Origin of the sequence: Pannonibacter sp. (assembly GCF_051860505.1) — a bacterium.
Classification (GTDB): domain Bacteria; phylum Pseudomonadota; class Alphaproteobacteria; order Rhizobiales; family Stappiaceae; genus Pannonibacter.
Genome location: NZ_JBHYDX010000018.1, coordinates 67,329 through 93,424, shown reverse-complemented (window position 1 = coordinate 93,424; position 26,096 = coordinate 67,329). Strand labels below are relative to the sequence as shown.

General features: G+C 62.3%; 19 protein-coding genes. 9 read left to right on the top strand and 10 right to left on the bottom strand.

The features are described from left to right. Positions 1-76: 76 nt before the first annotated feature. The 3 genes from ACTIFE_RS13940 to ACTIFE_RS13930 all read right to left on the bottom strand — a co-directional run bounded on the left by ACTIFE_RS13940 (position 77) and on the right by ACTIFE_RS13930 (position 4,934). Positions 77-1,615, bottom strand: coding sequence for a flagellar protein (locus ACTIFE_RS13940; RefSeq protein WP_439529763.1), 1,539 nt, complete (start codon positions 1,613-1,615; stop codon positions 77-79). An 8-nt stretch (positions 1,616-1,623) separates the two neighbouring features. Further along, the gene (flgK, locus tag ACTIFE_RS13935) at positions 1,624-3,477 is read right to left on the bottom strand and encodes a flagellar hook-associated protein FlgK (protein ID WP_439529762.1); all 1,854 of its coding nucleotides are present in this window, start codon (positions 3,475-3,477) and stop codon (positions 1,624-1,626) included. A gap of 71 nt (positions 3,478-3,548) precedes the next feature. Next, positions 3,549-4,934 (bottom strand): flagellar hook protein FlgE, encoded by a 1,386-nt coding sequence (locus ACTIFE_RS13930; protein WP_439529761.1) that lies wholly within the window; start codon positions 4,932-4,934, stop codon positions 3,549-3,551. Positions 4,935-5,218: 284 nt separating this feature from the next. On the opposite strand from ACTIFE_RS13930, the gene ACTIFE_RS13925 reads away from it, so the two are divergent. Both ACTIFE_RS13925 and ACTIFE_RS13920 read left to right on the top strand, forming a co-directional pair. Next, the gene (locus ACTIFE_RS13925; RefSeq protein WP_439529760.1) at positions 5,219-6,064 is read left to right on the top strand and encodes an AAA family ATPase; all 846 of its coding nucleotides are present in this window, start codon (positions 5,219-5,221) and stop codon (positions 6,062-6,064) included. Between the two features lie 3 nt (positions 6,065-6,067). After that, positions 6,068-6,634 (top strand): hypothetical protein, encoded by a 567-nt coding sequence (locus ACTIFE_RS13920; RefSeq protein WP_439529759.1) that lies wholly within the window; start codon positions 6,068-6,070, stop codon positions 6,632-6,634. Here the strand turns inward: ACTIFE_RS13920 and ACTIFE_RS13915 are convergent. Then, the gene (locus ACTIFE_RS13915; protein ID WP_439529758.1) at positions 6,606-7,979 is read right to left on the bottom strand and encodes an NAD(P)/FAD-dependent oxidoreductase; all 1,374 of its coding nucleotides are present in this window, start codon (positions 7,977-7,979) and stop codon (positions 6,606-6,608) included. The two genes, ACTIFE_RS13920 and ACTIFE_RS13915, sit on opposite strands and share 29 nt — an antisense overlap. 302 nt (positions 7,980-8,281) lie before the next feature. Between ACTIFE_RS13915 and ACTIFE_RS13910 the strand changes: the two genes are divergently transcribed. From ACTIFE_RS13910 to ACTIFE_RS13890, 5 genes are all read left to right on the top strand, one after another. Next, the gene (locus ACTIFE_RS13910) at positions 8,282-8,797 is read left to right on the top strand and encodes a SixA phosphatase family protein (protein WP_439529757.1); all 516 of its coding nucleotides are present in this window, start codon (positions 8,282-8,284) and stop codon (positions 8,795-8,797) included. 69 nt (positions 8,798-8,866) lie between these two features. Further along, positions 8,867-10,387, top strand: coding sequence for a YcjX family protein (locus tag ACTIFE_RS13905; protein WP_439529756.1), 1,521 nt, complete (start codon positions 8,867-8,869; stop codon positions 10,385-10,387). Beyond that, entirely contained in the window at positions 10,384-11,415 is a 1,032-nt protein-coding gene (locus ACTIFE_RS13900) for a YcjF family protein (protein WP_439529755.1), read from the top strand. The genes ACTIFE_RS13905 and ACTIFE_RS13900 overlap by 4 nt, the downstream gene beginning before the upstream one ends. 112 nt (positions 11,416-11,527) lie before the next feature. Further along, positions 11,528-12,634, top strand: a complete 1,107-nt coding sequence (ppk2, locus tag ACTIFE_RS13895) for a polyphosphate kinase 2 (RefSeq protein WP_439529754.1) — start codon at positions 11,528-11,530, stop codon at positions 12,632-12,634. Positions 12,635-12,690: 56 nt separating this feature from the next. Beyond that, positions 12,691-13,866: a vWA domain-containing protein gene (locus tag ACTIFE_RS13890; protein WP_439529753.1), complete on the top strand. Its 1,176-nt coding sequence runs from the start codon at positions 12,691-12,693 to the stop codon at positions 13,864-13,866. A gap of 58 nt (positions 13,867-13,924) precedes the next feature. On the opposite strand, the gene ACTIFE_RS13885 is transcribed toward ACTIFE_RS13890, so the two are convergent. Together ACTIFE_RS13885 and ACTIFE_RS13880 are read right to left on the bottom strand one after the other, a co-directional pair. Further along, complete coding sequence (locus tag ACTIFE_RS13885; RefSeq protein WP_439529752.1) at positions 13,925-14,356, bottom strand: universal stress protein; 432 nt, start codon at positions 14,354-14,356, stop codon at positions 13,925-13,927. 68 nt (positions 14,357-14,424) lie between these two features. Then, positions 14,425-15,213 carry an AraC family transcriptional regulator gene (locus tag ACTIFE_RS13880; RefSeq protein ID WP_439529751.1) on the bottom strand — a complete coding sequence of 263 codons (789 nt, stop codon included), beginning with the start codon at positions 15,211-15,213 and terminating at the stop codon, positions 14,425-14,427. A 160-nt stretch (positions 15,214-15,373) separates the two neighbouring features. Between ACTIFE_RS13880 and ACTIFE_RS13875 the strand changes: the two genes are divergently transcribed. Continuing rightward, entirely contained in the window at positions 15,374-16,600 is a 1,227-nt protein-coding gene (locus ACTIFE_RS13875; RefSeq protein WP_439529750.1) for an MFS transporter, read from the top strand. A 74-nt stretch (positions 16,601-16,674) separates the two neighbouring features. Here ACTIFE_RS13875 and ACTIFE_RS13870 read toward each other — a convergent pair whose 3' ends face one another. Then, the gene (locus tag ACTIFE_RS13870) at positions 16,675-16,995 is read right to left on the bottom strand and encodes a 2Fe-2S iron-sulfur cluster-binding protein (RefSeq protein ID WP_439529749.1); all 321 of its coding nucleotides are present in this window, start codon (positions 16,993-16,995) and stop codon (positions 16,675-16,677) included. Positions 16,996-17,084: 89 nt separating this feature from the next. Then, positions 17,085-17,393 carry an Hpt domain-containing protein gene (locus tag ACTIFE_RS13865; RefSeq protein ID WP_439529771.1) on the bottom strand — a complete coding sequence of 103 codons (309 nt, stop codon included), beginning with the start codon at positions 17,391-17,393 and terminating at the stop codon, positions 17,085-17,087. Between the two features lie 892 nt (positions 17,394-18,285). Between ACTIFE_RS13865 and ACTIFE_RS13860 the strand changes: the two genes are divergently transcribed. Further along, the gene (locus ACTIFE_RS13860) at positions 18,286-23,673 is read left to right on the top strand and encodes an antitoxin (protein WP_439529748.1); all 5,388 of its coding nucleotides are present in this window, start codon (positions 18,286-18,288) and stop codon (positions 23,671-23,673) included. Between the two features lie 110 nt (positions 23,674-23,783). Here ACTIFE_RS13860 and ACTIFE_RS13855 read toward each other — a convergent pair whose 3' ends face one another. Together ACTIFE_RS13855 and ACTIFE_RS13850 are read right to left on the bottom strand one after the other, a co-directional pair. Next, complete coding sequence (locus ACTIFE_RS13855; protein ID WP_439529747.1) at positions 23,784-24,389, bottom strand: ABC-type transport auxiliary lipoprotein family protein; 606 nt, start codon at positions 24,387-24,389, stop codon at positions 23,784-23,786. 50 nt (positions 24,390-24,439) lie between these two features. Beyond that, positions 24,440-26,089 carry an MlaD family protein gene (locus ACTIFE_RS13850; RefSeq protein ID WP_439529746.1) on the bottom strand — a complete coding sequence of 550 codons (1,650 nt, stop codon included), beginning with the start codon at positions 26,087-26,089 and terminating at the stop codon, positions 24,440-24,442. Between the last annotated feature and the right edge of the window lie 7 nt (positions 26,090-26,096).

Sequence of the window (26,096 nt, the reverse complement as noted above, 5' to 3'; positions counted from 1 at the left end):
ACTGCAACATCAAGACACGGAAAAGGCCGCGCGATCAGTTCGCGCGGCCTTTTTATATCCATCAACCCGGTACTTTTCAGAGATAGTCAGCCAGCGACATCTTCATAGCGATCGAGGATGCCCTGTAGGACGCCTCCAGCATGGTCTGAAGTTGCACGATCTCGACTGCCAGGGTTTCCTTGTCGACGCCTTCGATCTCGGCGATGGTGCCCTGATAGCCTGACTTCAGCACGGTGTGACGCTCGGCGGTATATTCGATCGACCGGAAGGCGATGGCAACTTCCGTCGTGATGTCGACAATACCGGACCGGGCTGTGCCTTGCGGCTGGATCGTCGCCTTCATGCGGTCGGCGAGCGCGGTGTAGTATTGTTCGTCCGTGGACGTATTTCCGGAGAAGTCTCCCGCGATGAAAGTCGAGAGTGACTTGATCACGTCGGTCAGGCCCTGCTCATTGGCACGAACGCCATAACCAAGGCGCAGATTGTCATCGACAGCCGCTATTTTGTCCTGCCGGGGATCACTTGTGGCGGTGTTTTCTCCGATATACCAGGACGTGGTCGTCGCCGAACCATCCACCAGCGCCGTCGCCGTGTCGTAGGGAGGACCACTCACACGCATCGGCGGATTGCCGCCAAAGCTGTCAAAAAAGGAAGCTGCGGCCCATTCATCGGAGGCTGCGCGCAAGGTTGTACTCGCTTCTTCCTTCAGGGCATCGGTAATTGCCGTGCGCAGGTTCGCAGCTGTCTCGGCAAGATCAGCACCGATCAGGAACGTATTCTTCGCGTTGCCGCTCACGGTCGACGTCAACTCTATCTTTGTCGTCCGCTCCCCTGCCGGCGGCAGTGCCAATTCAAGGGTGATCTTCTGGCCTGGCAAGGGCTGCCCGGTGAACTCCACACCAAAGCTGTCCGGATCGATACCGGTCGGCGCGGTCAGCGTCAGATTGCTCAAGTCAGAGGTAACAGCCTTGATATCAAAGCCGAAATCATGCGCCCCGTCTTCTGTCACCGTGAAAGAGGAGGTCAAGGGAGCCCCAAAACCGTCCAGCGTCGTCGTCAAAGCCGACATGTCCAGCCGGCCCATTTCACTCACACCGCGGTTGGCCTGCCAGAACTCCGACAGCACCTGCTTCAACCCGGCCTTGCCATCAACGCCGTCCAGAATCTCTTTCATCTGACGAACGGGATTGGTGCTGGAATCGCTGCCGCCGAACAGGTAGTGACCGCCAACCTCGGAGTTCAGCAGGCTGATCGCCTCCGTCAGCAGGATTTCTGCAGTTGCCTGGGTCGAGGTCTGGCCATCAGCCTGTAGCTCGAAGTTATTGATATCCATGGCATCTTTTGCCTGGATCCGCAGCTTTTCGAGGCGGTCGAGATTGATGTTGAGCGTCTTGATATGCAGACGGCTCATCGTAATCGTTTCCTGATAGGCCTCGATCCGCTTCACCTTCTGGGTGAGTTCCAGATCAAGCCCACGTTGATTGCCAACGCCGCCATAGGTGGTTGCGATCTTGCCTGTCGCCAGTTGGCCGGTCTTCTCCGTCAGCGTCCGGCTGAGCGACGTCAACTGCTGGGTCAGATACCCACGGGACGAAGTGATGGAACCGATAGCCATGCGAACCTCTAGACAGAGTTCAGGAGAACATCGAACATTTCACGCGTAGCCTGCATCACGCGCGCATTCGCCGAGTATGCGTTCTGCAACTGGATCAAAAACCCAAGCTCTGCATCCACATCAACCTTGTAGTCTTCTTCATAACGGATCGCGAGATTCTGCGTCAGCGTTGTCCGGGCACTGGCTGTCTGCTTTGCCGTTTCAGCCTGCTCACCCTGATAAGAGACAAACTGGTTGACGAATCCCATGACCGTTCCCTTGAACGGATCCCCTTCAGTTCCGATACCGGTCGAGGCATCGAAGGAAAAATTCGTCTTGCTCAAGGCATCCAGCAGATACTGCGGCCGCGAGGAATCCTTTGGCGAGTTGGTCGTCGGCGTTGTCTGGTAGTTGACCAGCTTGGAACTGTCGGACTTCAAGGTCAGATCGAGGGAAATGGACCGCGCAAACCCGGTTCGTTGCCCGCCGTTCTCCAGTGCGCCCGTGTAAAGCTCCTGGCCGTTGCGGCCGTCCATGAACACCGCAAGCCCAAGCCCCTGGTTCGACGAGGCCGTCGTGGTGACATTGGCGGACAGGGACTTGGCAACGGTGTTGGTGCCTGTGTCACCCAAAACGCGCAGTTTGCCCGTTCCGTCATCGGCTACAGCGAGATTGGAGCCGGTCAGGGCCGTCGCGATCTGGGTGATGTAGTTCGCAGTGTTTCCGCTCGAGATATCAATGCCGAAGACGATGTCATCCGGCCTCGCTGTCGTGGACGCAGCCAAAGGCAACAGCGACGGGTCCTTCACCGCAACAAAGCTGACGTTCCGCGTCGTCCCGCCACTGTCGACATAGGACAGCGACACCGTGTTGCCTGCCTGCAAGCCGGCGATATCAAGGGTAAAACCGGTTTCGGGGCCAACTGTCGTAGCCGTGCTTGCAACATCAACGTTCGAGAAGGCGAGCGACAACTGGGAAGCCAGTTCATCAAGCTGCGCCTGAGCCTCCGGCAGTGTCTCGTCCCGCAGACTGACAAGCGCCATCATGGAGCCGGAGCGAGAGGCCGAGACGAGATCGTAAGGCGTCCCGCCAGGAGTCACGACAGTAATCGTGTTGCCGTCTTCACCTGGCTTCAAGGTTCCGGTTGGCTTGAACTCAAGCTTGGCTGCTTGACCATCGCTGTAGAGGATCTGGCCTGAATAGGTATTGATCCGCGTGAAGCCGTTGTTGTCGAACGACACGGACACATCAAGATAACTCGATATCTGTTCAAGATAACGATCCCGCTGGTCATGCAGATCAACGCCAGGCATGCCCGTCAGCTTGGCAGACTGGATTTCCTTGTCGATCTCTTCGATCCGCGCCAGCAACTGATTGACCTCACCAACCTGATTGCCAATCGCGCTGTCGGCGCGCGTGCGCATGTTCTGCAGGTCTTCATAGGTCGAGTTGAGACGGCGGGCCAGCAAATCGGCAGTGCCGAGAAACTCCTGGCGCGCGGCATAGCTGTCGGGCGCACTGACGAGACTGGCGAGATTGGAGTTGAGCTTGGACATCAACGAGGGCAACGAAGACGAGTCCCCGAGGCTGCCGATCGTCCGGTCGATCTCGCTGGTATAGGCGTGGCGCGTGTTGGCGAAAGCAGTCTGGGCAAGACTGTCCCAGTAGTTCCCCTGGATTGCCTGGTCAATGTCGCGGCGAATATTGCTGGTCAACAGCCCGGACACATTGCCGTGCTTGTCAAAATAGACATTCGCCTCGACGCGCTTGGCGGTGTAGCCAGCGGTATTGGCGTTGGCAATATTTGCCGCTGTCACATCGATCTGGCGCTGATTGTGAGTCAGGCCAAACAAGGCGGTGTTGAGGGCAGACGTCAAACTCATATGCGCCTCCGGACCCTTACCTTCAGGCGGGGCGGCTGGAGTGGCCGCCCTCACCGTTCACGTTTCCCGCGTCAGCGGATCATGTTGAGGGCGCTGTTCAGCATCTCGTCGGCAGAGGTGACGACCTTGGAGTTTGCGGAATAGGCCTGCTGCGTGATGATCAACTTGGCGAATTCGGCAGCGATGTCGGCATTGGATGCCTCATAGCTGTTGGACAGCACAGAGCCGCCTTCGCCAAACACCGGCACCCCGGACAAGGGCGTTGCTGCGAAGGCAGCTCCATCGACGCGGCGCAGGTTATGTTCCGCGCTGAAGGTCGCGATAGGGATCTCATAGATCGCCAGCTGCTGCTGGTTGGAGTAGGAAGCCGTCACCCGACCAGCAGCGTCGATGGTCACGCCAACGACTTGCCCGGCGGCGTAGCCGTCCTGGTTCAGCGCAACAGATGACGCAAGCCCCTTGGGATCGGCGTACTGGGTGAGCGCATCATTCTTGAAGGTAAACTGGATGTTACCGGCATTCACGCCGCCAACCGTGAGGTTGTCGATCACGAACCCGGCGCCGCCGGGCGCCAATGTATTGGGAGCCTGCGGCGTCAGCACGTCCATCTTGCCGGCAGCCGTAAAAGTCGTCTGACCGATCAGGTTCCACATCACATCAGCGGGCGCAGCCGTAGCAGCATCCCGACCGGCCGAATAATAAGCGTTCCAGGTGTTCGGCGCGGTTTGCGCCCAACGGACCTCAACGTTCACAGGCGCACCATTCTGGTCATAGGACGTGATGGACTGACCGGAAATGGACGAATCCAGGAAGTCCTGGAGATCCGCGTTGGTGATGTTTGATGTCGCGGTGATAGCACCCGAAGTATCAAGATACTGGCTACCAGGCACCGTTTTATCTGCGTTCTTCGTCAACGGATAAGTCGGAAGGTTGGCCTGATAGCGGATCTCGGACGTCGCCTTCGCTGCCATCGGCTTCTTCGAGATCTGGATGACAGTAGCGCTGTCACCCACGGCATTGCCCGTCAGCGGATCGAGCTGGAACCCTTTGAGGAAGTAGCCCGCGCTGTTGACCAGGTAGCCGTTTTCGTCCAGCTCGAAGTCGCCGGCACGCGAATAATACTCGGCATCCGCAAAGGTCGTCTGGCCATCGATGACATCGGCAGCCTTGGTCACGACAAAGTAGCCCTTGCCGTTAATCGCCAGATACGTATCGACCTGGGACGCAACGATAGCGCCCGAGACTGTGTTGGTTGCACGCGACGTTGCCAGCGTGGTCCCGGCGACCTGCTTGCCCTGCACCGCACCGCCACTCGACACAAGGTCGGCAAAGGTGGTGTCAAGGCGCTTGTAGCCGATCGTCTGGGAGTTGGCGACGTTGCCCGAAATGTTCTCAAGCGCCTTCGACTGAGCCGAAAGGCCGGAAGTCGCCGCGTTGATTGCCCCGTAAATACTCATTCCGCTTCCTCTTGGACTCAATAAAACAGGAATGGCCCTGCTCTCCCCTCGCAAACAGCGTGCCAATCAGAACAAACAAATTAAGCAATTGAATTCATTGAATTAAGGCCAGATCTCCGCGTCTGTTCTGTCCTGGCGCCATGAGAGCATTCCTGCCGGGCGGCGGCAAAAGCTGCCGGGACACCGGGAAAAACACGCCCTGTACGCCGGTTCCGGCCTAGGCTTGCACGCCCCCTTTCCCCGCCCTACTCTCCTGCCCGAAACAGGAAGAGGCCACGGCAGACATGCGATTCAACGGGACCACGAGTTACATTGCCACCGAAGACCTCAGGGTAGCGGTCAACGCGGCGGTGACGCTGGAGCGGCCACTGCTGGTCAAGGGCGAACCGGGGACCGGCAAGACCGTTCTGGCCACCGAGGTGGCCGGAGCTTTGGCCGCGCCTTTGCTCGAATGGCATGTCAAGTCGACCACCAAGGCGCAGCAGGGACTATACGAGTATGACGCCGTGTCCCGCCTTCGCGACAGCCAGCTTGGCGACGAACGGGTCAAGGACATCCGCAACTACATCCGCAAGGGCAAGCTCTGGGATGCCTTCGCCAGCGACGTCCGTCCGGTCCTCTTGATCGACGAGATCGACAAGGCCGATATCGAGTTTCCCAATGACCTGCTGCAGGAACTCGACCGGATGGAGTTCTATGTCTACGAGACCGGCGAACTGGTGAAGGCCCGGCAAAGGCCGGTGGTGATCATCACCTCGAACAACGAGAAGGACCTGCCGGACGCATTCCTGCGCCGGTGTTTCTTCCACTACATCAAGTTCCCCGACCGGGAGACCATGGCCGAGATCGTTGCCGTGCATTTTCCCGGTCTCAAGGACAGACTGCTGCGCGAAGCCCTGTCGCTGTTTTATGACATCCGCGATGTTCCAGGACTGAAGAAGAAACCGTCGACTTCGGAACTTCTGGACTGGATCAAGCTGTTGCTGAACGAGGACATCGATCCGTCAGTGCTCAGGGAAAAGGATCCCAAGCGGTTGATCCCGCCTCTGCACGGGGCACTGCTCAAGAACGAGCAGGATGTGCATCTGTTCGAACGGCTTGCCTTCATGACCCGGCGCGAGCAACGCTGAAACATGCAACACCTGTGTCGCCTCTCCGCCTCTGCCTGGCTTGCAGCCTGTCTGATCCTGGCAGGCTTGTTGCAGCCAGAACCTGTGCTTGCACAGACGGCTGCTCCAAAGGTGCAAAGCGAGTACGAGGCCGGCTGGGTCAATGACGCACTTGGCATGCGTCATTTTTCCGGCCTGAGTTGCCCGAACCGGCTTGGAGACTTGACCCGGACCAAGGTGCTGGCGGCCGCCCGGACACGGCTTGCCGGCTGCATCTATACATCCGAACGGGGCATGCAACTGGTAATCCGGCAGCATGCGCCGGATACGGGCCGGGATGAGGCGAAGCGGTTTGCCGATGCCTACCAGAAGGCTGGCTATGCCCTGTTGCGCCTCAGCGGCGTGGCAGAGCAAGGCATTACATTCCGGACGGGCGGCACCGACGAGCGGGCCCTGCTGGAAAGCTTCTGGCACTTGAAGGGCCGCTCGTCCGACTATTCACTCTGGATTTCCTACAACCTGCCCGACCACGAAACCGTGCTGGAACCGGCCTTCCAGGAAATCACGGAGCAGTTGGCCCGTCTGAGATAACCGCCTGTGCCCGGGAACCGGTCGAAGACCCTGAAGACGAACCACGGCGATGCCGCCATTCCCCGGCCCGGTCGAGCATTTGCATGCGCCAATACTCAAGCTGGGCGGCGACGCGCCCGGCAAAGCCACCGCCCCAGGTGGCCCCGAAAGGCGCAAACAGACGCCAGCGATCATCCTGATCCGAAATGGCCGAGGCGATCAACTGTCCGGCCATTGCCGTTGTGTTGAGACCGTGCCCACCAAAGGCCGTGGCAACCCAGAGCCCGCGCCGGATCATGCCGATGAGCGGCATCTTGTGGCGGGCATAGCCCATGAGCCCGGACCAAGCAAAATCGACCTGGAAATCACCGAGTTGCGGGTAGATGCGCCGGATGTCTGCCTTGAGCATGTCCGCAAGACGGGCCGGCTCCGCCCGCCGGGTGGTGATACGCCCCCCCCATAGCAGCCGATCGCCTCCCACGATGCGGTAATAGTCCCCTGCCCGGCGCATATCCGACAGGCACCCCTGGAAGGCGATTGTCTCGCGCAGCCGCTCGCCGAGAGGTTCGCTGGTGATGACATAGGTGGCAACGGGAAGGACAGCACGGTCCACCGGGCGATAGGTATGGTTCAGAACACCATAGGCACTGGTCGCCAGAACCACCTGCTCGCAGTGGACGACGCCCCGATCCGTTTCGACACGCCAGCCGGCCCCGACATCCGCGATCCGGTGCACTGGACTGGCCTCGAAGATCCATACCCCGGCGGCCCGGCAGCGGTCGCCCATCAGCGCCGTATAGGCGACCGGATCAATTTGAAACGCAGACGGGTCATGCAGGCCGTCGAAATAAGTCGAAGTCGCCAGCATCGACGCGACCTTGTCGCGGGACCAAAGGTCAAGCTTGCAGCCGTAGCTCTCCGCCATTTTTTCCTGGCGCCGCTGCAAGACGTCGACCTGGGGCTGGCGGGACAGGCTGAGTGCCGCTCGACCGGCGACGACATCGCGCCGGTCACTGGCAATAATGGTTTCGGCGACATACTGCACGCCCAGGCGGGACAGGTCGAACAGGGCGCGGGCATCAGCAGGCCCAAGCCGGGTCTCGAGTGTATCGATGCTCTCGGCAAACCCGCAGGAGACAAAGCCGGCATTGCGGCCAGAAGCGCCCCAGCCGATCCGATCCGCCTCGACAAGCACAACGCGCCGCCCGCGACGGGCAAGCTCAAAAGCCGTGGTCAGCCCGGCAAGACCACCGCCAATGACGCAGATCTCGGCATGCGCACGGCCATCGAGACCGATGAAGGCGGTATCGTCAACAGACCTGATCGCACGGTAGTATGATGCGACATGCGCATGTGGAATGGACACGACACCCCCACCATTCGCTCACCCGCACTGGTCCTATTCAATCCGGATGACAGCCGCAACAGAAAACCAAAACTAACGCATGGGCAGCTTTTAATTTTAAGCATTAACTATACAGAACAGATACTCCGGGCAAACGCAGTTCGGCTGATAAAAAATCTGGAACCGCTATAAATCTGGAACGAGTTCAGCTTGAACGATATGCCGAAAATCTCAGAAGTCATGGTCAATCGCCGCACAAAAGCATTGCCGATGCCGAGCGGAGACGGATCTGCTAGAACTCCAGGCTGCAACGGGAGTGTGCCATGCCCAGACTGATCCTTTATCGCCACGCCAAGTCCGACTGGAGCAATCCGGAACTGCACGACCACGACCGATGGCTTGCACCGCGTGGCGAGGACGCGGCGCAGCGCATGGCAACGTGGATCAATGCGGAGCAACTGAAGCCAGACCTGATCCTGTGCTCCACCGCCCTACGCACGCGGCTGACTCTGCAGGCCTTGTTGCCCGGGCTGCGCGGATCCTGCGAAATTCGGCTGATGCGCGAGATCTATGACGCCAGCGAGAGCGACTACATCGACCTGCTGCGCCGCCATGGTGGCAGCGCCAGGACCCTGATGCTGATCGCTCACAACCCGGCCACCCATGACACCGCACGCGAACTGGTGGTGGAGGGAGACGCGGACGCCATGCATGCGCTGGCTGAAAAATTCCCGACGGCCGGTCTCGCCGTGATCGACCTGCCGTGTGAGGACTTTGCCGGACTGCAGCCGGCGAGCGGACGGCTGGTCCGGTTTGTCCGGCCGCGGGACCTGATGTGACGCGGAGAGTGCTGGCGTTGCAGCCAGGCTTGCGACTTCCTACATCGGGTGTCTGACAAGGATGCTTCGATGAAACTCTCCTCCCTCGCCGACGATGCCCTGCTGGCCCTGGAGAACCTGGCCGGCACGGCAGGCGATCTCGGCGTGCCCAGCCTCAGGATCGGTGTCACGGGCCTTGCCCGCGCCGGCAAGACAGTCTTCATCACGGCACTCGTGCACAATCTGTTGCATGGTGGCCGGCTGCCGCTGTTCGATGCTGCTGCCGGGCGGCGGATTTCCGCGACCTCGCTGCAGCCGCAGCCCGATGATGCAGTGCCACGCTTCGACTATGAAGCCCATGTCGCAGCGCTGGTGAATGAGCGGGTCTGGCCGCAGTCCACCCGGCAGGTGTCCGAACTGCGACTGACGGTCAAATATGAATCTGCCTCGTTCCTGACCCGGACCCTGGGACGCGGAAAACTGCATCTCGACATCGTCGATTATCCGGGCGAATGGCTCCTCGACCTGCCGCTGCTGTCGAAGGACTATCGCAGCTTTTCGGATGAGGCCCTGCGTCTGGCGAGAGCCCCCGGCCGGACGGCTCTGGCGCGGGACTATCTTGCCGCCCTTCAGGCAACAGACCCGGCAACACCAGAGAACGAGACCGACGCGCGGGCTCTCGCTCGGGCTTTCACCGGATACCTGGCCGGCTGCCGCGCTGACGAACACGCCCTGTCAATGCTGCCGCCGGGACGGTTCCTGATGCCCGGTGACCTCGACGGCTCGCCAGCGCTGACATTCGCCCCCCTCGACCTGAGCGGACATCCCGGCGCGGCAGGTCCCAGCAGTCTGCTGGCGATGATGGAGCGGCGCTTCGAGGCCTACAAGAAGCACGTGGTACGACCGTTCTTCCACGACCACTTTGCCCGGCTCGACCGGCAGATCGTGCTGGTCGATGCGCTGCAGGCCCTGAACGCCGGCCCTGCCGCCCTGCGCGATCTGGAGACCGCACTGGGCCAGGTGCTGACCTCCTTCCGCCCCGGCCGGTCGAGTTGGCTGTCGTCGATCCTGACCCGCCGGATCGACCGGATCCTGTTTGCCGCGACAAAGGCCGATCACCTGCACCGGGACGATCATGACCGCCTGGAGGCCATCCTGCGCCGGCTGGTCGCCCGTGGCATCGAGCATGCCCAATTTCGCGGTGCCGAGGTCGAAGTCCTCGCCCTGGCGGCCGTTCGTGCGACACGTGAGGCGACCGTCCGCCATGCGGGCGAAGACCTGCCAGCCATCCTTGGCACGCCGTTGCCGGGCGAGGCTGTGAATGGCGACAGATACGATGGCCAGACGGAAATCGCCATGTTTCCCGGGGACTTACCACAAGAAGCGGACTCACTTTTTCAAGCCCTTGAATCAGAATCATCACCTGCAGCCGTTGATTCTGAATCGGAACTTCAGCGGCTTCAGGAAAAAGAAAAACACCAGACCGGTCTGCGCTTTGTCCGGTTTCGGCCACCGGCCCTTGAGCGAACGGCGGAGGGGCTGACCCTGTCCTTGCCGCATATCCGTCTCGACCGCGCCATCAACTTCCTGATCGGAGACCGGCTCGCATGAGCGACGACCACCGCACGCCGCGGCGCCCCACCGCCTTCCGGCTCGACGATGCCAATGTCCGGTTCGAAGATGGAACGCTCGGAACCCCGCTGCGCAATGAGGCAAGGATCATTCCGGCTGCAGTGGAGCCGGAGGACATTCAGGCAAGCCCGGTTCGCACCGCCCCCAGCGTCCGGTTCGGACGTTGGTTCCTGGCCGGCCTTGGCGGTCTCGCCAGCCTGGCCATCGGGCTTGCCATCGACAGCCTGATCCGGGACCTCTTCGCCCGCACCGACTGGCTCGGCTGGATGGGGCTCGCCCTTGTCGCCCTCGCTGTTCTGGGACTGGCAGGACTGATCATCCGGGAACTTGCCGGTCTCGCCCGGCTGCGCCGCATCGACCGGCTGCGCGACGCGATGGGCGCAGCGGCCGAGGCTGACGACACCAAGGCGGCCAAGGCCGCCATCACCGAGTTGATCGGGCTCTACAAAGACCGCCCCGAGACCGCGCGCGGCCGCGCTGCCATGAAGGCGCATATGGCGGAAGTCATCGACGGCCGTGACCTGATCCTGCTCGCTGAACGGGAGTTGCTGGCGCCGCTGGATGCCGCCGCCCGGCGGATCGTCACCGACAGTGCCAAGCGCGTCTCTGTGATCACCGCAGTCAGCCCGCGCGCCGCGCTCGACCTGATTGTGGTCCTGGCCGAAAACATTCGCATCATTCGACGCCTTTCGGCGCTCTATGGTGGCCGCCCCGGCACCATCGGCTTTATCCGCCTCGCCAAGGAGGTGGCAGGGCATCTGGCCGTGACGGGCGGCATGGCGGCGGGAGACAGCCTGATTTCCCAGTTTCTTGGCCATGGCCTCGCAGCCCGCCTCTCCGCGCGCCTTGGCGAAGGCGTTATCAACGGTCTGCTGACGGCCCGGATTGGGGTCGCGGCGACCGATGTCTGCCGCCCCGCCCCTTTCATCGGCACGAAAGGCCCGCGCATCCAAGACTTCCTGGCGGACCTGACAAGGTCCATCCCCAAGGATGAGAGCACCTCCTGACCGGATCACCTCCGGCACTCCGATGTGGCAGCCCTGTGATTTTGGTCAAGGGCTTGTTTGTGTTTGCCTGCTAAGCTTTCCTCAGCGAAAGACACGAAGTGGGAGGACCGGCATGGCAGACGAAGACAGCGCATCCAATGGAGCGGCGGCAAGCGGTGGCGTGGCCAGGCCGCGCACGACCAGCCGCCAACGCAAGACCGCAGCGCCGACCCCGGTCGCAGCGGTGGCGGAGCCGGAGACCGAAGCAGGAGCCGAAGTCCCCGTGTCAACGGCACCGATGCTCCCTTCAGCCACTGTTGCCACCGACACTGCCCCGGCGCCCTCCGCTCACCGCGCCAGCATTGCGGAGAAACGGCACGACCCGGCGACAATCCACCAGATTTTTGAGAGCGGTGAATATCCCTATGCCACGCGCATGCGATCCGACCCTTATGAGAAACGCAAGGCGAAGCTGCAGGCCGAGCTTCTAAAGGCACAACGCTGGATCAAGGAAACCGGCCAGCGGGTGATCATCCTGTTCGAGGGCCGTGACGCTGCCGGCAAGGGCGGCACCATCAAGCGGTTCATGGAACACCTCAATCCGCGCGGCGCGACCGTGGTCGCCCTGCAGAAGCCGACCGAGCGCGAGGCGACGCAGTGGTACTTCCAACGCTACATCCAGCACCTTCCCTCCGCAGGTGAAATGGTGCTGTTCGACCGCTCCTGGTACAACCGGGCCGGCGTCGAGCGCGTCATGGGCTTCTGTACCGCGAGCCAGTATCTGGAATTCATGCGCCAGTGCCCGGAGTTCGAACGCATGCTGGTGCGCGACGGTGTCCGGCTGTTCAAATATTGGTTCTCGGTCACCCAGGACGAACAGCGCAAACGTTTCATGGAACGCCAGACCGACCCGCTGAAGCAGTGGAAACTGTCTCCCATCGACCTTGCCTCCCTCGACAAGTGGGACGACTACACCGAGGCCAAGGAGGCGATGTTCTTCTATACCGACACGGCCGATGCGCCCTGGACCATCGTGAAATCCGATGACAAGAAGCGCGCCCGGCTGAACTGCATGGATCACTTTCTCAGTTCCCTGCCCTATCCGGACAAGGATCCGCATATTGTCGGCGCGCCCGATCCGCTGATTGTCGGTGCGGCGCATCATGTCATCGGCCAGAGCACCCACATCCTGGGCCGGAAGCTGCACCCGGATCTGACGCCCGGCGACAGCGGCGGCTGACGCCCTGAACGGGCCTGCCTCTCGACAAGCCGGGCAGGCCCGCCTACCTTCTGTCCATGTTCATCACCTTCTTCACCGAGCTGAAGGGAGCCGGCGTTCCGGTTTCCCTGCGTGAGTACCTGGACCTGATGCGGGCCCTGGAACTGGACCTGGCTGGCCGACGGGTCGAGGACTTCTATTATCTCGCCCGCACGGCGCTGGTGAAAGACGAGAGCCATCTCGACCGCTTCGACCGCGTGTTCGGGCATGTCTTCAAGGGCCTCGACCTGATGAGCGAGGAGCCTGGGGCCGAGATCCCGGAAGACTGGCTGCGCAAGCTCGCCGAGAAGCACCTGAGCGAGGAAGAAAAAGCCCTCATCGAAAGCCTCGGCGGCTTCGAGAAACTGATGGAAACCCTGAAGCAGCGGCTGGAAGAGCAAAAGGAGCGCCACCAGGGCGGCAACAAATGGATCGGCACCGCCGGGACATCGCCTTTCGGTGCCTATGGCTACAATCCGGAAGGCGTGCGCATCGGCCAGAAGGAGAGCCGGCACCGCCGGGCGGTCAAGGTCTGGGACCAGCGCGAGTTCAAGGATCTCGACGACAACGTCGAAATCGGCACGCGCAACATCAAGGTGGCCCTGAAACGGCTGCGCAAGTTTGCCCGCACCGGCGCCGCCGATGAACTGGATCTCGATGACACGATCCGGTCGACGGCTCACAAGGGGCTGCTGGACGTGAAGATGCGGCCCGAGCGGCGCAATGCGGTGAAGGTGCTGCTGTTCTTCGACATCGGCGGCTCAATGGACGACCATATCCGCATCTGTGAGGAACTGTTTTCCGCCGCCCGGTCGGAATTCAAGGTGATGGAGCATTTTTACTTCCACAATTGCCTCTACGAGCATGTGTGGAAGGAAAACCGTCGCCGCCAGTCCGAGCGGCTGCCGACCATGGACGTGCTGCACAAGTATCCGGCCGACTACAAGGTGATCTTCGTCGGCGATGCCTCGATGAGCCCCTATGAGATCGCCTATCCGGGCGGCTCGGTCGAGCACTGGAACGAGGAACCGGGAAGCGCCTGGATGCAGCGGGTGCTGAACATCTATCACCGGGCAGCCTGGCTGAACCCGGTGCCGGAACAGCAATGGGACTATACCCACTCCATCCGCATGATGCGCGAACTGATGGGGGGGCGCATGTATGGCCTGACGCTGGAAGGCCTGACGGACGCCATGCGCGATCTCGCCCGCTGAAGGCCCCGGCAACGATCACAAGCGGCAGCTGCATCAGCCCCTGCCGCTTGCCTGTGCCTTATTTCGAGGGCCGCAGCACCATCACCGAACAGGTCGAGTGACGCACGATCTTGGCAGCGTTCGAGCCGAGCAGATAGGTCGACAGATCCGGACGATGGGATTCCATCACGATCAGATCGGCTTCGGCCTCCTTCGCCTCCTCAATCACCTCATGATAGATCGAGCCGATCCGGACGCTGACTGCGATCTTGTCCTTGGGCAGGCCCAGACCGTGTGCCAGGTCGTCCAGCATCGCGCGCGTGTCGGAGATGGCTTTCTCCTCGAAGTCTGCAGGAAGATAGCTGGCGACAAAGCCCTGCGAATGCGCAAGGACGGCGACAAGGCGCAGGCTGCTGCCGTAGTCGCGGGCAAAACGGCTTGCAGCCTCGATGGCCGGCGCGGAGAACTTCGGCTCACCCGGATCCACCGGCACAATAATCATCTTGAACATCAATCCCTCCTCTAAGGTCGTTCAGCAGGCAACCTCGCATTCTGAAGAGGACATGACGTTGAGATGGATCAACATCTCGGCACGGGATTGAAATATCGCCCGGGCGTGACCCCGAACGCCTTGCGGAAGGTTGCGACAAACGCACTTGGCCCCTCGTAGCCAAGGTGATCAGCCACATCGGAGACCCTTGCGCCAGAGGCAAGCAGTTCCAGGGCGCGGAACAGTTTCGCCTGCCGGCACCAGCTGCGGTAGGACAGGCCCGTCTCCCCCTGCACCCGCCGTTCAAAGGAGCGAACCGACAAAGCACAGGCGGCGGCGGCCTCTGGCAGCTGTGGCGCGGTGCCGGGATCGCGGGCAATCGCCTCGCAGAGCTGCCGCAACCGCCCCTCGGCCGGCATCGGCAATTCCAGCCCTTGCGCCGGCAGCAGGTCGAGCTGGTCAAGAATGACCGCGCCCAACCGTGCTGCCGGCCCCTCGGCCGTTTCAGCGCGCGGATAGGACATGTAGGCCAGGATCAGTTCGCGCAGCAGTGCTGTCATCTGCAGGATGCGGGGCTCCTGCGGCAGGAGAGCCGCCGCATCCCGGCGGATGTAGAGATACCGCACTTCTGACTGGGTGAGGTATCGCGTCTCGTGGGCAAAACGCGGCGGGATCCAGACGGCCCGCTCTGGCGGGACAAAAAAAGTGCCGCGCTCCGTGTCGATGGCCAGGGATCCGCGCACGACGTGAAACAGTTGTGCCGCGTCGTGACAATGCAGCAGCGTTACCTCACCTGCCGTTTCCTGTGTCGTATAGGCATAGATCGGCGACAGAAGCGGCCCGCCCGGCGACTGGTGCAGCTCCGGATGAATAGCCATGCAACGGCTCCTTTGGCAACTCAGCGACATATGATGACAAAACGGCGCTAACAAGCAAGGTCACAAGGCGCGTATAAGAGAGCATCAAACTACGAACCGTACCGTACGGTTCCTGAAATGCGGCCGCATGGCAGGCCGCCCGAATGCAACGGACAAGCCGATGAGTTACTTCACCCGCGCCGCAGACCCGATGACCGCCACCGGCTGGCGGTCGCCGCTCGTGCTGCTGATGGTTATGGCCGGTGCGATGCAACTGTCCTTTGCCGGCTGGTGGAACCTCGTCAACAATTTCGCCGTGCAGGAGCTGCTGTTCACCGGCAAGGAGATCGGCATCCAGCAGTCGATCCGCGAGATCCCGGGATTTCTGGCTTTCACGGCGGTGTATCTGCTGCTGCTGATGCGCGAGCAGACCCTGGCCTATCTTTCGCTCGCCTGCCTGGGCATCGGCGTTGCCGTGACAGGCTATTTCCCGACAGCCTTCGGGTTTTATGTAACGACCCTGATCATGTCGATCGGTTTCCACTATTATGAGACCATGGCACAGTCGCTGTCGCTGCAATGGTTGCCAAAGCAGACGGCTGCTGCGGGCATGGGCAAGATCCTGGCTGTTGGCGCCTTCGCCCAGTTGATCGCCTATTCGCTCATCTTGCTGGGTTGGAAGACGTTCGGCCTGACCTTCGAAACCGTCTTCCTGATCTCAGGCATCACCACACTGATCGCACTGGCGGCCCTGATCTTCATTTTTCCGAAGTTCCGGGAAGGCGTGCCGCAGCACAAGAAGCTGATCCTGCGCAAGCGTTACTGGCTTTACTACGCGCTGACCTTCATGGCTGGCGCCCGGCGACAGATCTTCACCGTCTTTGCCGGCTTCCTGATGGTGGAGCGCTTTGGATACGACGTCCACGAAGTCGCGGGGCTGTTCCTGATCAATGGCGCGGTCAACATGCTGGTCGCCCCGAAGATCGGCCAGATGATCGTGCGCATCGGCGAGCGGCGCGCCATGGCGATCGAATATAGCGGCTTGTTCCTTGTGTTTGTCGGCTATGCGTTTGTGACCAACGCATCCATGGCAGCAGCGCTCTATGTGATCGACCACATGTTCTTCGCCATCGCCATCGCCATGAAGACCTACTTCCAGAAAATCGCTGATCCGGCAGATATCGCCCCGACGGCTGGCGTCGCCTTCACCATCAATCACATCGCAGCGGTTTTCATCCCGGTCGCCTTCGGACTGTTGTGGCTGGTGTCGCCCGCTGCCGTGTTCCTGGTCGGTGCCGGCATGGCGCTTTGCAGCCTTGGCCTGTCTCGACTGGTGCCGCATGCCCCTGATGTGGGCCACGAGGTTGTCCTGCCCTGGAGCAGCACGCCCGCCCGACCGGCGGAGTGAGGGTCAGGACACACGAAAACGCCCGCGTCTCCCAGCGCGGGCGTTTTCTCTATTTTGAAACAGCAAGCCGTAGTTCAGGCCTGGCGTTCCGGCACATGCACGACGATGCCGTCAAGTGCAGCGTTCATCTTGATCTGGCAGGACAGGCGCGAGGTCGGACGAACGTCATAGGCAAAGTCGAGCATGTCCTCTTCCATCGGCTCCGGGCTTCCGGTCTTCGCCGACCAGGCGTCGTCGACATAGACATGGCAGGTCGCGCAGGCACAGGCCCCGCCGCACTCGGCCTCGATGCCAGGAACCATGTGCTTGATGGCGCTCTCCATCACGGTGGCGCCATCGGCAGCGTCAACCTCATGGCGTGCGCCGTCGGCAGTAACGAAAGTGATATGGGGCATATGCGCGTCCGTCCGGTGGATTAAGTCTGGGCTGACCGGAATATAGGTTCACCGCGAAAGGTCAAGCAAGCCCGCTGCGGCAGCCTGTCTCAAGCCAGCATCTGCTGGCGGATATAGTCAGACGCCTCTTCCACCAGACTGACAAGCGTCAGGAGCGCTGGAGCCTCGCCAGCGCGCAGTTCCGCCTCAACGTCCTCACAGACCTCGGCAAGCCGACCGGCACCGATGGCCCGGGCAGATCCCTTGAGCGTATGCACCTGGTCTGCCGCCTCCTGATGCGAACCAGCGGAACCGATCTGCTGGAGGATCGCCTGGGCCTGCAGGAGAAACAGACGCAGCACCTCCTGCTCGAGGTCTGCGTTGCCAAAGGTGCTGGCCGCGAGCACCGAGCGATCCACCGGCGCCAACGAGGCGCGGCTCCCGCAAGACCGATCCGATCCAGTCGGTGCTGTATGACCCATCTGATTCTCCCGGGCTCCCGCCGCCGGCAATGGCACTCAAATGCAAACAAGCAGAATGTTTAGAGAGATTTGCGCCCGGTTTCGAAAATGCGAGGTTAAGAGATGCCGGCCCATGGCGTGCAGATGGGCAACTCTCCCCAACAAAGTGAATCATTGGTTAACGGACATTTGGAAAAGCGGCCGCATTCATTTTGCGGCGCAGCATTAGCGGCCGGACAGAGCGGAAAAATTGTCGGCCGGCAATGTCACGACCGCTCGGCCCCACGGCCGGAGCCAGACGCCTCGGCAATTGCCCGCCCGGCATCGGTCAGCCGGCAGACGAGCCAGTCGGGCTTAATTGGATTGGAAAACCAAGGCTCTGCCCATCCTGCCACAATACAGGCCCGAATGGTCCGGGGCGAAACCTCCCGTCCGCCCTCGTCAAAAAGCGGGAGCTTGCCACCAGCCTGTTCGAGCCCCCGGCGCAGCCATCGCAGTTGCACAGGGGTCGGCAAAACGGTGCTTCCACCTCCGCCCACAGAGGCCGTCCGCCCCCCCTCGTCCGGGTGATTTTACGCTGGGTCCAGGCATGGCTCTACTCCCTTGAGAGACCTGATGCATAACGGCGTTTCTTGTTCCTTAACGCGGATTGTGCCATTAGATTGAGGAATGCGGCAAGGTGGGGAAAAGGCTGTCCGGCAAAGCGGCGGACAGCAGATGCGGCGGCACCCGGCCTTGTCACAATCCATGTGGCGACAGTCAGCAGTCAGTCTGGCGGAACGCTGCAGGGAGCGCGTTCGGCGGCTTCGGCCTCCGATATGTAATGAGTACGGATGTGAGGCGATCCAAGATGGCAAATCCCCCGAAGGTGAAAGATCCTGCGGAAGCGGCCCTGTCCGCTGTCGAAGAGGCGCTGAAGCTCGACTTCGGCGGCCCGGACAAGACAGTGGCAGCCAGTGACGAAGCGGCTCGTGCAGCCCTCGGCGAGGCCCTGGCTGAAAAGCCGGCGCTTGGGGGAAGCGAACGAACCTCCGCCAATGACGCAGGACCGGCCGACAACCGGCGCGGTCGTGGTCGTGGCGGGCGTCCGCCGGCAGCGAACGATGATCGCCGCAGCATCGGCAATCTGATCTATGCGCTGCAGAGCCGTCCCTCGGCTGCCCCGTTCTGGGTCGCTCTGGTTCTCAGCATCGCCTGGGGGCTGATCGGCGGGACCCTGCTGCTCTCCGGCTTCAGTGCCGAAATCGCTGCTCTGTCCGGACCGGAAGCGCTTGCCGCCTCTCCTTCCCTGGTACTGGCCGGTGTCGGCATCGTTGTGCCGATCCTGTTCTTCTTCGTCATGGCCATGATGATCTGGCGCGCGCAGGAAATGCGCATCGTCGCCCGCGGCATGACCGAAGTAGCCCTGCGCCTTGCCGAGCCTGAGGACATGGCGAAGGAATCCGTTCTGACCGTCGGTCAGGCCATCCGCCGTGAAGTCGCCGCCATGGGCGATGGCATCGAACGGGCAATTGCCCGTGCGAGCGAACTCGAGGTGCTGGTGCACAACGAGGTCTCCTCGCTGGAGCGGTCCTACAACGACAATGAGCTGAAGATCCGCGCGCTGATCGATGAACTCATCTCCCAGCGCGAGGCAATCATCGCCAATGCCGAGCGCGTCCGTGAGACGATTTCCGGCGCGCATGAGAGCTTCGCAGGTCAGCTGTCGGTCACGTCCGACGAGATTTCCCGCACGGTCGACGCGGCAACGTCGCGCCTCGTGGCGGCCGTCGAAGACCGCATCGGGGATCTGACCGGGTCTGTAGACAGCCGCATCGATGCGCTCAACTCGTCCCTGACCGCATCCGGCTCTGAACTGGTCGAGGCCCTGACCGACCGTGCCGGCGATTATGTCTCCCGCCTCACCGCCTCTGGCAGCGAGATGGTCGACAACCTGTCACGCACCGGGACCGAGCTTTGGGAAACCCTCAGCCTGCGCGGCAATGAGGTGAACGAGCGCTTTGCCTCCACGGCCAGCGAATTCGTCGAGACCCTGACCGTGCGTGGCGGCGAGATCAACTCCACGCTGACCCAGCGCACCCAGGAATTCACCGAAGCGCTGGACCGGACCGGAGCGACGGTTGGCGACACGATTGCGCAGCGCGGTGACGAGATCAACGCGACCCTCGCCCTGACCAGCGGCCGTCTGATCGATACCATCACCACCCGCACCACAGAGCTGATCACGACCGTCGACAGCCGCGTCACCCATCTCGACAACTCGCTGAATGAAACCGGCGAGCGTGTGGTCGAGAGCATTTCGCAGCGCGGCCAGCAGGTCACCGACACCATCTCGGTGAAGGGCGCAGAAATCGTCGAAACCCTGTCCGAACGCAGCGCCGAAGTGGCGGAAATCCTGCGCGGAACGGGCGAATCCATCGTTGTCGACCTGTCCTTGCGCGGCGGCGAGATTGCCGCCAAGCTCGACGAGACATCTTCCAGCCTCACCCAGACCATTACGGTCCATGGCGGTGATCTGGCCGAGCGCCTCGGCTCGATCAGTGACCGCATCGAAACGGCGATCACCGTGCACGGGGCGGACCTCGACCAGCGCCTCGGCGCCCGCGGCACCGAAATGGCCCTGCTCATCGAAAGCCAGACCATCGGCTTCCGCGAGACCCTTGCAACCGCTTCGTCCGAAATCTCCGAAACCCTCGGACAGCGCACCACGGATCTGGCGCAGAAGCTGGCGGAGACCGGGACAGAACTCGCCCGCCTCATCGGCACCCGCGGCGACCGTGTCAGCACCGACATCGGCACTGTCGGCGACCGGATCGCGGCAACCCTGGACGAGCGTGGCCAGGCCCTGCAGCAAGGCCTCGCCTCCCGCCTCAACGAACTGGAGCAGATCGTCGCCGAGCGTGGCTCCGATCTTGTGCAGTCGTTCGACAGCCGCGCCCAGGTGCTGGCCCAGACCCTCGACAGCCGGCTTGAGACGCTCGATGCGACCTTCGAGATCCGCGTTGGCGGACTGGATTCCTCGCTGGACAGCCGGATCAACAGCCTGGACCTGACGCTGGAACAGCGCACGGCTTCCTTTGAGGCCGCGCTGGAATCCCGTACGACCCTGTTGGCGGAAGCCATCAGCAGCCGGACCGAAGTGCTCAGCGAAACGCTGGAACAGAAGTCGCGCACCATCGCCGAAGTGCTCGCCGACCGCTCTGACGCCATCACTTACGAACTGTCCCGCCGGGTGGATTCCGCTGGCGAGCAGCTGGTGGAGCGCGCCGAACAGGTTGGCCAGATCATCGCGGACAAGGTCGACGGAGCGGCCTCCTCGATCAGCGAACGCGTCGACGTCGCCGCCTCGTCCATCAACGAGCGGGTGAATGCTGCTGCCATGTCGATCAGCGACAAGGCCGAGCACCTGGCTGAGAGCATGGCGACCGGCACGGAGCGCATCGACCAGACCCTCGACAATCGCGCCCGCCAGATCAGCGAGACCCTGATCTCCCGTACCCGTGAAATCGCCAAGGCCTTCATTGACGGCCAGAGCGAAATGACGCAGGCACTGGACAGCCGTCTGGACGAAGCCGGCAGCGTGCTGGCCCGGCAGAGCGCTGAACTCACCGAGACCCTGTCCGAGCGCATCGCAGAGATCAATGTCTCGCTCGGCGCCAAGGTGTTCGAAGTCGCCGAGACGCTCGACACCCGCGCAAGCCAGTTGGAAGCCGTGCTCAACGAGCGCCTTGCCGCCATCTCCGGAACGCTTTCGGGCGAAACCGAAAAGGCCCGCGACACCCTGACCGGCGCCATGATCGAGGCAAGCTCGGTCCTGTCCGGCGAAAGCACCCGCGTGCGCGACATGGTCATCGAAGCCGTCAGCCAGGCTGCCGCCTCGCTGGCCGGTGAACGTGAACGCACGGTGGAAACCGTCAATGCGACCTTCACCGATGTCACCGGCAAGCTTGCCGGTGAAGGCGAACGCCTGCGCCAGCTGGTTCTGGGTGCTGTCGGCGAAGCGCGCGGCGTGCTCGTCGGCGAAAGCCAGAAGGCCGCCGATACGGTCACATCTGCGATGTCGCAGGCAACCGGGCACCTGTCAGGTGAAGGGGATCGCGTCCGCGATCTCGTTCTCACCGCCGTCTCGGAAGCTGCCCGTTCCATGGCCGCCGAGAGCGAGAAGGCCCGTACGCTATATGTCGGCACGCTGGCCGAATTCTCCGGCTCGCTGACCGGCGAAAGCGAGAAGGTCCGCGCGGACCTGTCGCGGACCATCGCGGAAATCTCGGGCAACCTGACTGCAGAAAGCGAACACGCCCGTGTGACGCTGACACGCACCGTCGAGGAAATGCGCAACCTGATGTCCGGCGAGGCCGACAGCGTCCGCACCCGCGTCAGCAGCGCAGTCCAGCAGGCCGCTGATCTCCTGTCCCAGCGTGGCAACACGGTGGCCAGGGAAATGCTCGACAAGGCCGCAGAACTCAACGAAGCCTTCGGGGCCCGCAGCGGCGAATTCGCCCGCCTTGTCGGCACCGATGGCAACGAGCTGGTCACGGCCATCGAGGCCCGGGCCACCGAACTCACCAGCCGCGTCGGCGAAATCCATCGCGCGATCCTCGACGCGATCTCCGTCAAGGGCCGCGACGTCGCCGATACATTCGCGCAGCATGGGCTGGAGGCAACCCGCTCGCTGGTCGATGCAGGCGAACGCATCATCACGGGCATCGACGACCGCTCCCTGCGTGCTGTGTCCCTGCTTGAGCGGACCAAGCAGCAGCTCGAGGCCGATGTTTCGGCCATCCTGGATCGCCTCGACCAGTCCAACACCACGCTGCAAGACGTCATGTCCCATGCCGGTGCCAACATGGCCGATGTGGAAAACAACCTGGCCCGCCGCGCCGGCGAATTCCGCAATGCGGTCGACCGCGCGGTCACGGAGACGAATGCGTCCACGAGCCTCATCGACGGACAGGTGGGCGCGCTGCGCGACGTGACGTCCACCGTCCTCACCGACATCCAGGCCCTTGCCTCGCGCTTTGACCAGCAGAGCCAGAGCCTGATCTCGGCGGCCCGTCACCTCGAGGAGACGAACCGTCTCGTCGAGAACCGGATCGGCGAACGCAAGACTGCAATCGAGACCGTTGCCGACACTCTCCTGGCGAAGACCGAGTCTGTCGACACCCTGATGCGGACCTTCACCAGCACCCTGTCCGAAACGCTGGAGACCGCTGACGACAAGGCACGGGATGCCGCAGGCATGCTGGCCGCTGCTGCGGAAGCTGCTTCGCGTCAGGTCGCCGAACAGTTCGAATCGATGCGCCTGACGGCAGGCATGGAAGGGCAGCGCGCCCGCGATGCCATCCGTTCGGTTCAGGACGAGATCATGAAGGAAATGACCCGCTCGGTGGCCGAAGCTTCCGAACGCTTCGGCGAGGCGGCAACCCGCATGCGGGATGTCGCCCGGGATGTCCATCATGAGTTGGAGGCAACCCGCAAGGAGTTGAAGCAGGGCGTGCTCAACCTGCCGGAAGAGGCCGAAGAATCCTCGGCCGCACTGCGCAAGGTGGTCAATGAACAGATCCGCGCCCTGACCGAACTGTCCGAGATCGTGGCCCGCCAATCCAACGTCCTCGACATCTCGCGGCCGCAGCAGGAACGGATTGCAGCCTCTGCCGCCGCCCCTGCTTCCTTCCCGGCCCAGCCGGCAGCGCGCCCAGCAACGCCGGCCCGGACTGAACCAGAGCGCCCTGCCCCTCGCGCAGAAGCCCCCCGCAGGACGGCCCCGGCCGAGATCCAGTCTCAGCAGCCGTCGGACCCTGCCGCCAAGGGTTGGGTCAGCGACCTGCTCCGCCGCGCATCGCGTGACGAAGAGGTACCGGCTGCGTCAGCGAAGGTCCCGCGCTCGCCACTGCACATGGTCGAGAGCCTCAACTCCCTGTCCATGGACATCGCACGGGCCATCGATCACGAGACCTTTGTCGACCTGTGGGACCGTTACAAGCGCGGTGAGCGTCATGTCTTCACCCGCCGGCTCTACACCCTGCAGGGCCAGCAGACCTTCGACGAGATCCGCCAGAAATACGGCCGCGATCCGGAATTCCGCACCGCTGTCGACCGCTACATCGCCGACTTCGAGGCGTTGCTTGCCCAGGTCTCGCGCAACGACCGCGACAACATGCTGGGGCAGACCTACCTGACCTCGGATACGGGCAAGGTCTACACCATGCTGGCCCATGCCAGCGGTCGCCTCGACTGAGGCACCTCACATCACAATACAAAAAGGCCCGCCGGAGCGATCCGGCGGGCCTTTTTGCTTGGTGCATCATGAAGCGGAAGGCCACAGAGCCGGATACCGCGAAAGCCTGATCAGACCTTGGAGAGGACCCAGGCCGCCATTTCCCGGAACACCTGACCGGATGCACTGTTCATGGCGGCGACAGCCTGTTCTACGCCCGTTCCGCCGGACGGAACGACGGCGCTGAAGACCCGGCTGTCGACCGTACGCCCGTTGCGGTCATTCACAAGCTTGGCGGCGATCTCGACAACGGCGCGATCCGCGCCGTCCACCTGCAGTTGGAACGCCCGCAACTCGGTCTGAAGCTGGTAGTCGATCAGCAGGCCTTCACCGGCCAGACCAACTCCCTTCAGTCGATTGGTGTTTTCCAACGTCTGGACCAGTCCGGCCTGCACGACGTTCGACAACTGATCCGCCCAGGCGGCCTGCGGGAAGTAGCTGTAGGACGGGCCCTTGTCGACAACGGCGATATTGGACGTATCCAGGGCGCTCAAGGCACGCGGTGTGGCCACAAGGATCTGGACGGAGCGCTTTTGTCCGCTGACAAAGTCCGAGGGCGCATTGAGCCCGTAGAGCGCGTTGGGCGCCGTCGATGCGCAGGCCGCCAGGAGCAGCGCAGCCGCCGCCAGCCCAAGTGCCGCCCGGCGATGCCGCCTCGCCGTTGTTTTCCCCGTCATCGCCTCACTCGCCCGCTGCATCATCATCCTGGGTCCTGTCACCGCCGGCTTCAACGCCGCTGCCCGCCGCCGAAGCGGGGTACGTCGTCACCGCCGAAGATCACCCGGTTCGGCGCCCGGTCAAAATTATCAACTGCCCGCTGGATCGCGGCGAAGGTCCGGTTGATCTGGTCAAGGGTCGCGGCAAAGTCGGTCGAGCCCTGCTGCGCGAACTTGGTAAGGCCATCGGCAATGCCACCGGCCCGGCTCTCGAAGGTTTCGGCGATCTTGCGGATCGCAGCGGCCGCCTTGGTTGCCTCGACGATCAGCCCCTCGCCATTGCCCTCGACCATCGAGTTGACGGTGTCGACCAGGCCATTGAGCTTGCCGGACGCCGTCGACAGGTTCGCCGACACGGTCTTCGCATCGGTGATGATCTGGTCGACATCACCACGACGGGCATTGAGGTCATTGGTGAGCGTCTCAATGTTGGCAGCAGCGCTGCGGGCCGAGGAGACGGTTGCAGTGATCGCCTCGCCCTGGCCGGCGAAGTCACCAACCACCTTGTCGACACTGGCCAGAATGCTGCTGACCCGAGCCGGATCAACAGCCGCGACGACACCGCCGGCGTTCTCGACGGTCTTCAACAATTCACCGACGAGTTGCCGGCCCTCCGTGATAAAGGCCGTGAAATCAGCTTCGCGGGCGCGAACTGTCCTGGTGATCTGGTCGAGATTGTCCATGGTGCCGGCCGTAGACGCAATCACCCGGTCAATGTCGGCAGAGCGGTCAGTCAGGACCGTACCGAGGGCGGCGGCCCCATCGACGACCTTGCCGACCGCTTCCGGATCCACTGCAGCCACGACGGCCTCAACCTGGGCCAGCGACCCGTTGAGACGTTCGGTGAATTCATTCAGGTTCGATGTCGCGGACTGGGCATCGGCAACCATCTTGCTGATCTCAGGGCCCGCATCGCGCAGCGACTGGGAGAAGGTTGTGACGTTGCCGACAAGCTCTTCGACCTTGTCCGAGGGCACGGCAGCCAGGATGCGCTCGCCTTCGACCACAAGGCCTTCCATGCGGCCAGCCAGGGACTTGAACGCCGTGGTTGCTTCGCCAACCGACGTCATGAACTCCTTCACGCCATCAGAGTTCTCGGCCAAAGCAGCAGAGAAGGTTTCCACGTTACGGGCAGTGGCCGAGATCGCCGGACGGTTCTCCTGAATCACGGCGTCGATTGTCGAAAGTGTCTGGTCCGCCTTGCGCAGCACATCGCGGCCATGATCGAGGATATCGTCGAAGAAGGACCGGTCGGCGTAGATAACCGGCTCCTGGCCGTTGGTGTCGCTCAGCAAAAGCCCGGAGCCCGTGGTCCCGCCCTTGAGATCGACATAGGCAACGCCGGTCAAACCCTGGAACCCGAGCGTTGCCTTGACATCCTTGCGCAAGGGCGCGGTCGGGGTCACGCGAATGGTGGCCACAACAATGCGCGGGTCGGTGGAATCAAAGTCGAGGGCACCAACATCACCCACCTTGATGCCATTGAACAGCACCTGTCCGCCCACCGGCAGTCCAGTGACGGGGCCTGGGAAGATGACTTTTACATTCACGCTCGTGCGGCTGTCGGAATTGGCCGCCAGCCAGTAGATGAACAAAAAGGCGGCAAGAAGCGTGCCGAGAACAAAGCCACCGATCAGGACATAGTTTGCCCGGGTTTCCATATGTCTT

Bases quoted from the DNA above. Each gene is read 5' to 3' on its own strand.
- ACTIFE_RS13940 (WP_439529763.1), bottom strand. From the start codon at position 1,615: ATGGCTATCGGTTCCATCACTTCGTCCCGTGGGTATCTGACCCAGCAG.
- flgK (WP_439529762.1), bottom strand. From the start codon at position 3,477: ATGAGTTTGACGTCTGCCCTCAACACCGCCTTGTTTGGCCTGACTCAC.
- ACTIFE_RS13930 (WP_439529761.1), bottom strand. From the start codon at position 4,934: ATGAGTATTTACGGGGCAATCAACGCGGCGACTTCCGGCCTTTCGGCT.
- ACTIFE_RS13925 (WP_439529760.1), top strand. From the start codon at position 5,219: ATGCGATTCAACGGGACCACGAGTTACATTGCCACCGAAGACCTCAGG.
- ACTIFE_RS13920 (WP_439529759.1), top strand. From the start codon at position 6,068: ATGCAACACCTGTGTCGCCTCTCCGCCTCTGCCTGGCTTGCAGCCTGT.
- ACTIFE_RS13910 (WP_439529757.1), top strand. From the start codon at position 8,282: ATGCCCAGACTGATCCTTTATCGCCACGCCAAGTCCGACTGGAGCAAT.
- ACTIFE_RS13905 (WP_439529756.1), top strand. From the start codon at position 8,867: ATGAAACTCTCCTCCCTCGCCGACGATGCCCTGCTGGCCCTGGAGAAC.
- ACTIFE_RS13900 (WP_439529755.1), top strand. From the start codon at position 10,384: ATGAGCGACGACCACCGCACGCCGCGGCGCCCCACCGCCTTCCGGCTC.
- ppk2 (WP_439529754.1), top strand. From the start codon at position 11,528: ATGGCAGACGAAGACAGCGCATCCAATGGAGCGGCGGCAAGCGGTGGC.
- ACTIFE_RS13890 (WP_439529753.1), top strand. From the start codon at position 12,691: ATGTTCATCACCTTCTTCACCGAGCTGAAGGGAGCCGGCGTTCCGGTT.
- ACTIFE_RS13885 (WP_439529752.1), bottom strand. From the start codon at position 14,356: ATGTTCAAGATGATTATTGTGCCGGTGGATCCGGGTGAGCCGAAGTTC.
- ACTIFE_RS13880 (WP_439529751.1), bottom strand. From the start codon at position 15,213: ATGGCTATTCATCCGGAGCTGCACCAGTCGCCGGGCGGGCCGCTTCTG.
- ACTIFE_RS13875 (WP_439529750.1), top strand. From the start codon at position 15,374: ATGAGTTACTTCACCCGCGCCGCAGACCCGATGACCGCCACCGGCTGG.
- ACTIFE_RS13870 (WP_439529749.1), bottom strand. From the start codon at position 16,995: ATGCCCCATATCACTTTCGTTACTGCCGACGGCGCACGCCATGAGGTT.
- ACTIFE_RS13860 (WP_439529748.1), top strand. From the start codon at position 18,286: ATGGCAAATCCCCCGAAGGTGAAAGATCCTGCGGAAGCGGCCCTGTCC.
- ACTIFE_RS13855 (WP_439529747.1), bottom strand. From the start codon at position 24,389: ATGACGGGGAAAACAACGGCGAGGCGGCATCGCCGGGCGGCACTTGGG.
- ACTIFE_RS13850 (WP_439529746.1), bottom strand. From the start codon at position 26,089: ATGGAAACCCGGGCAAACTATGTCCTGATCGGTGGCTTTGTTCTCGGC.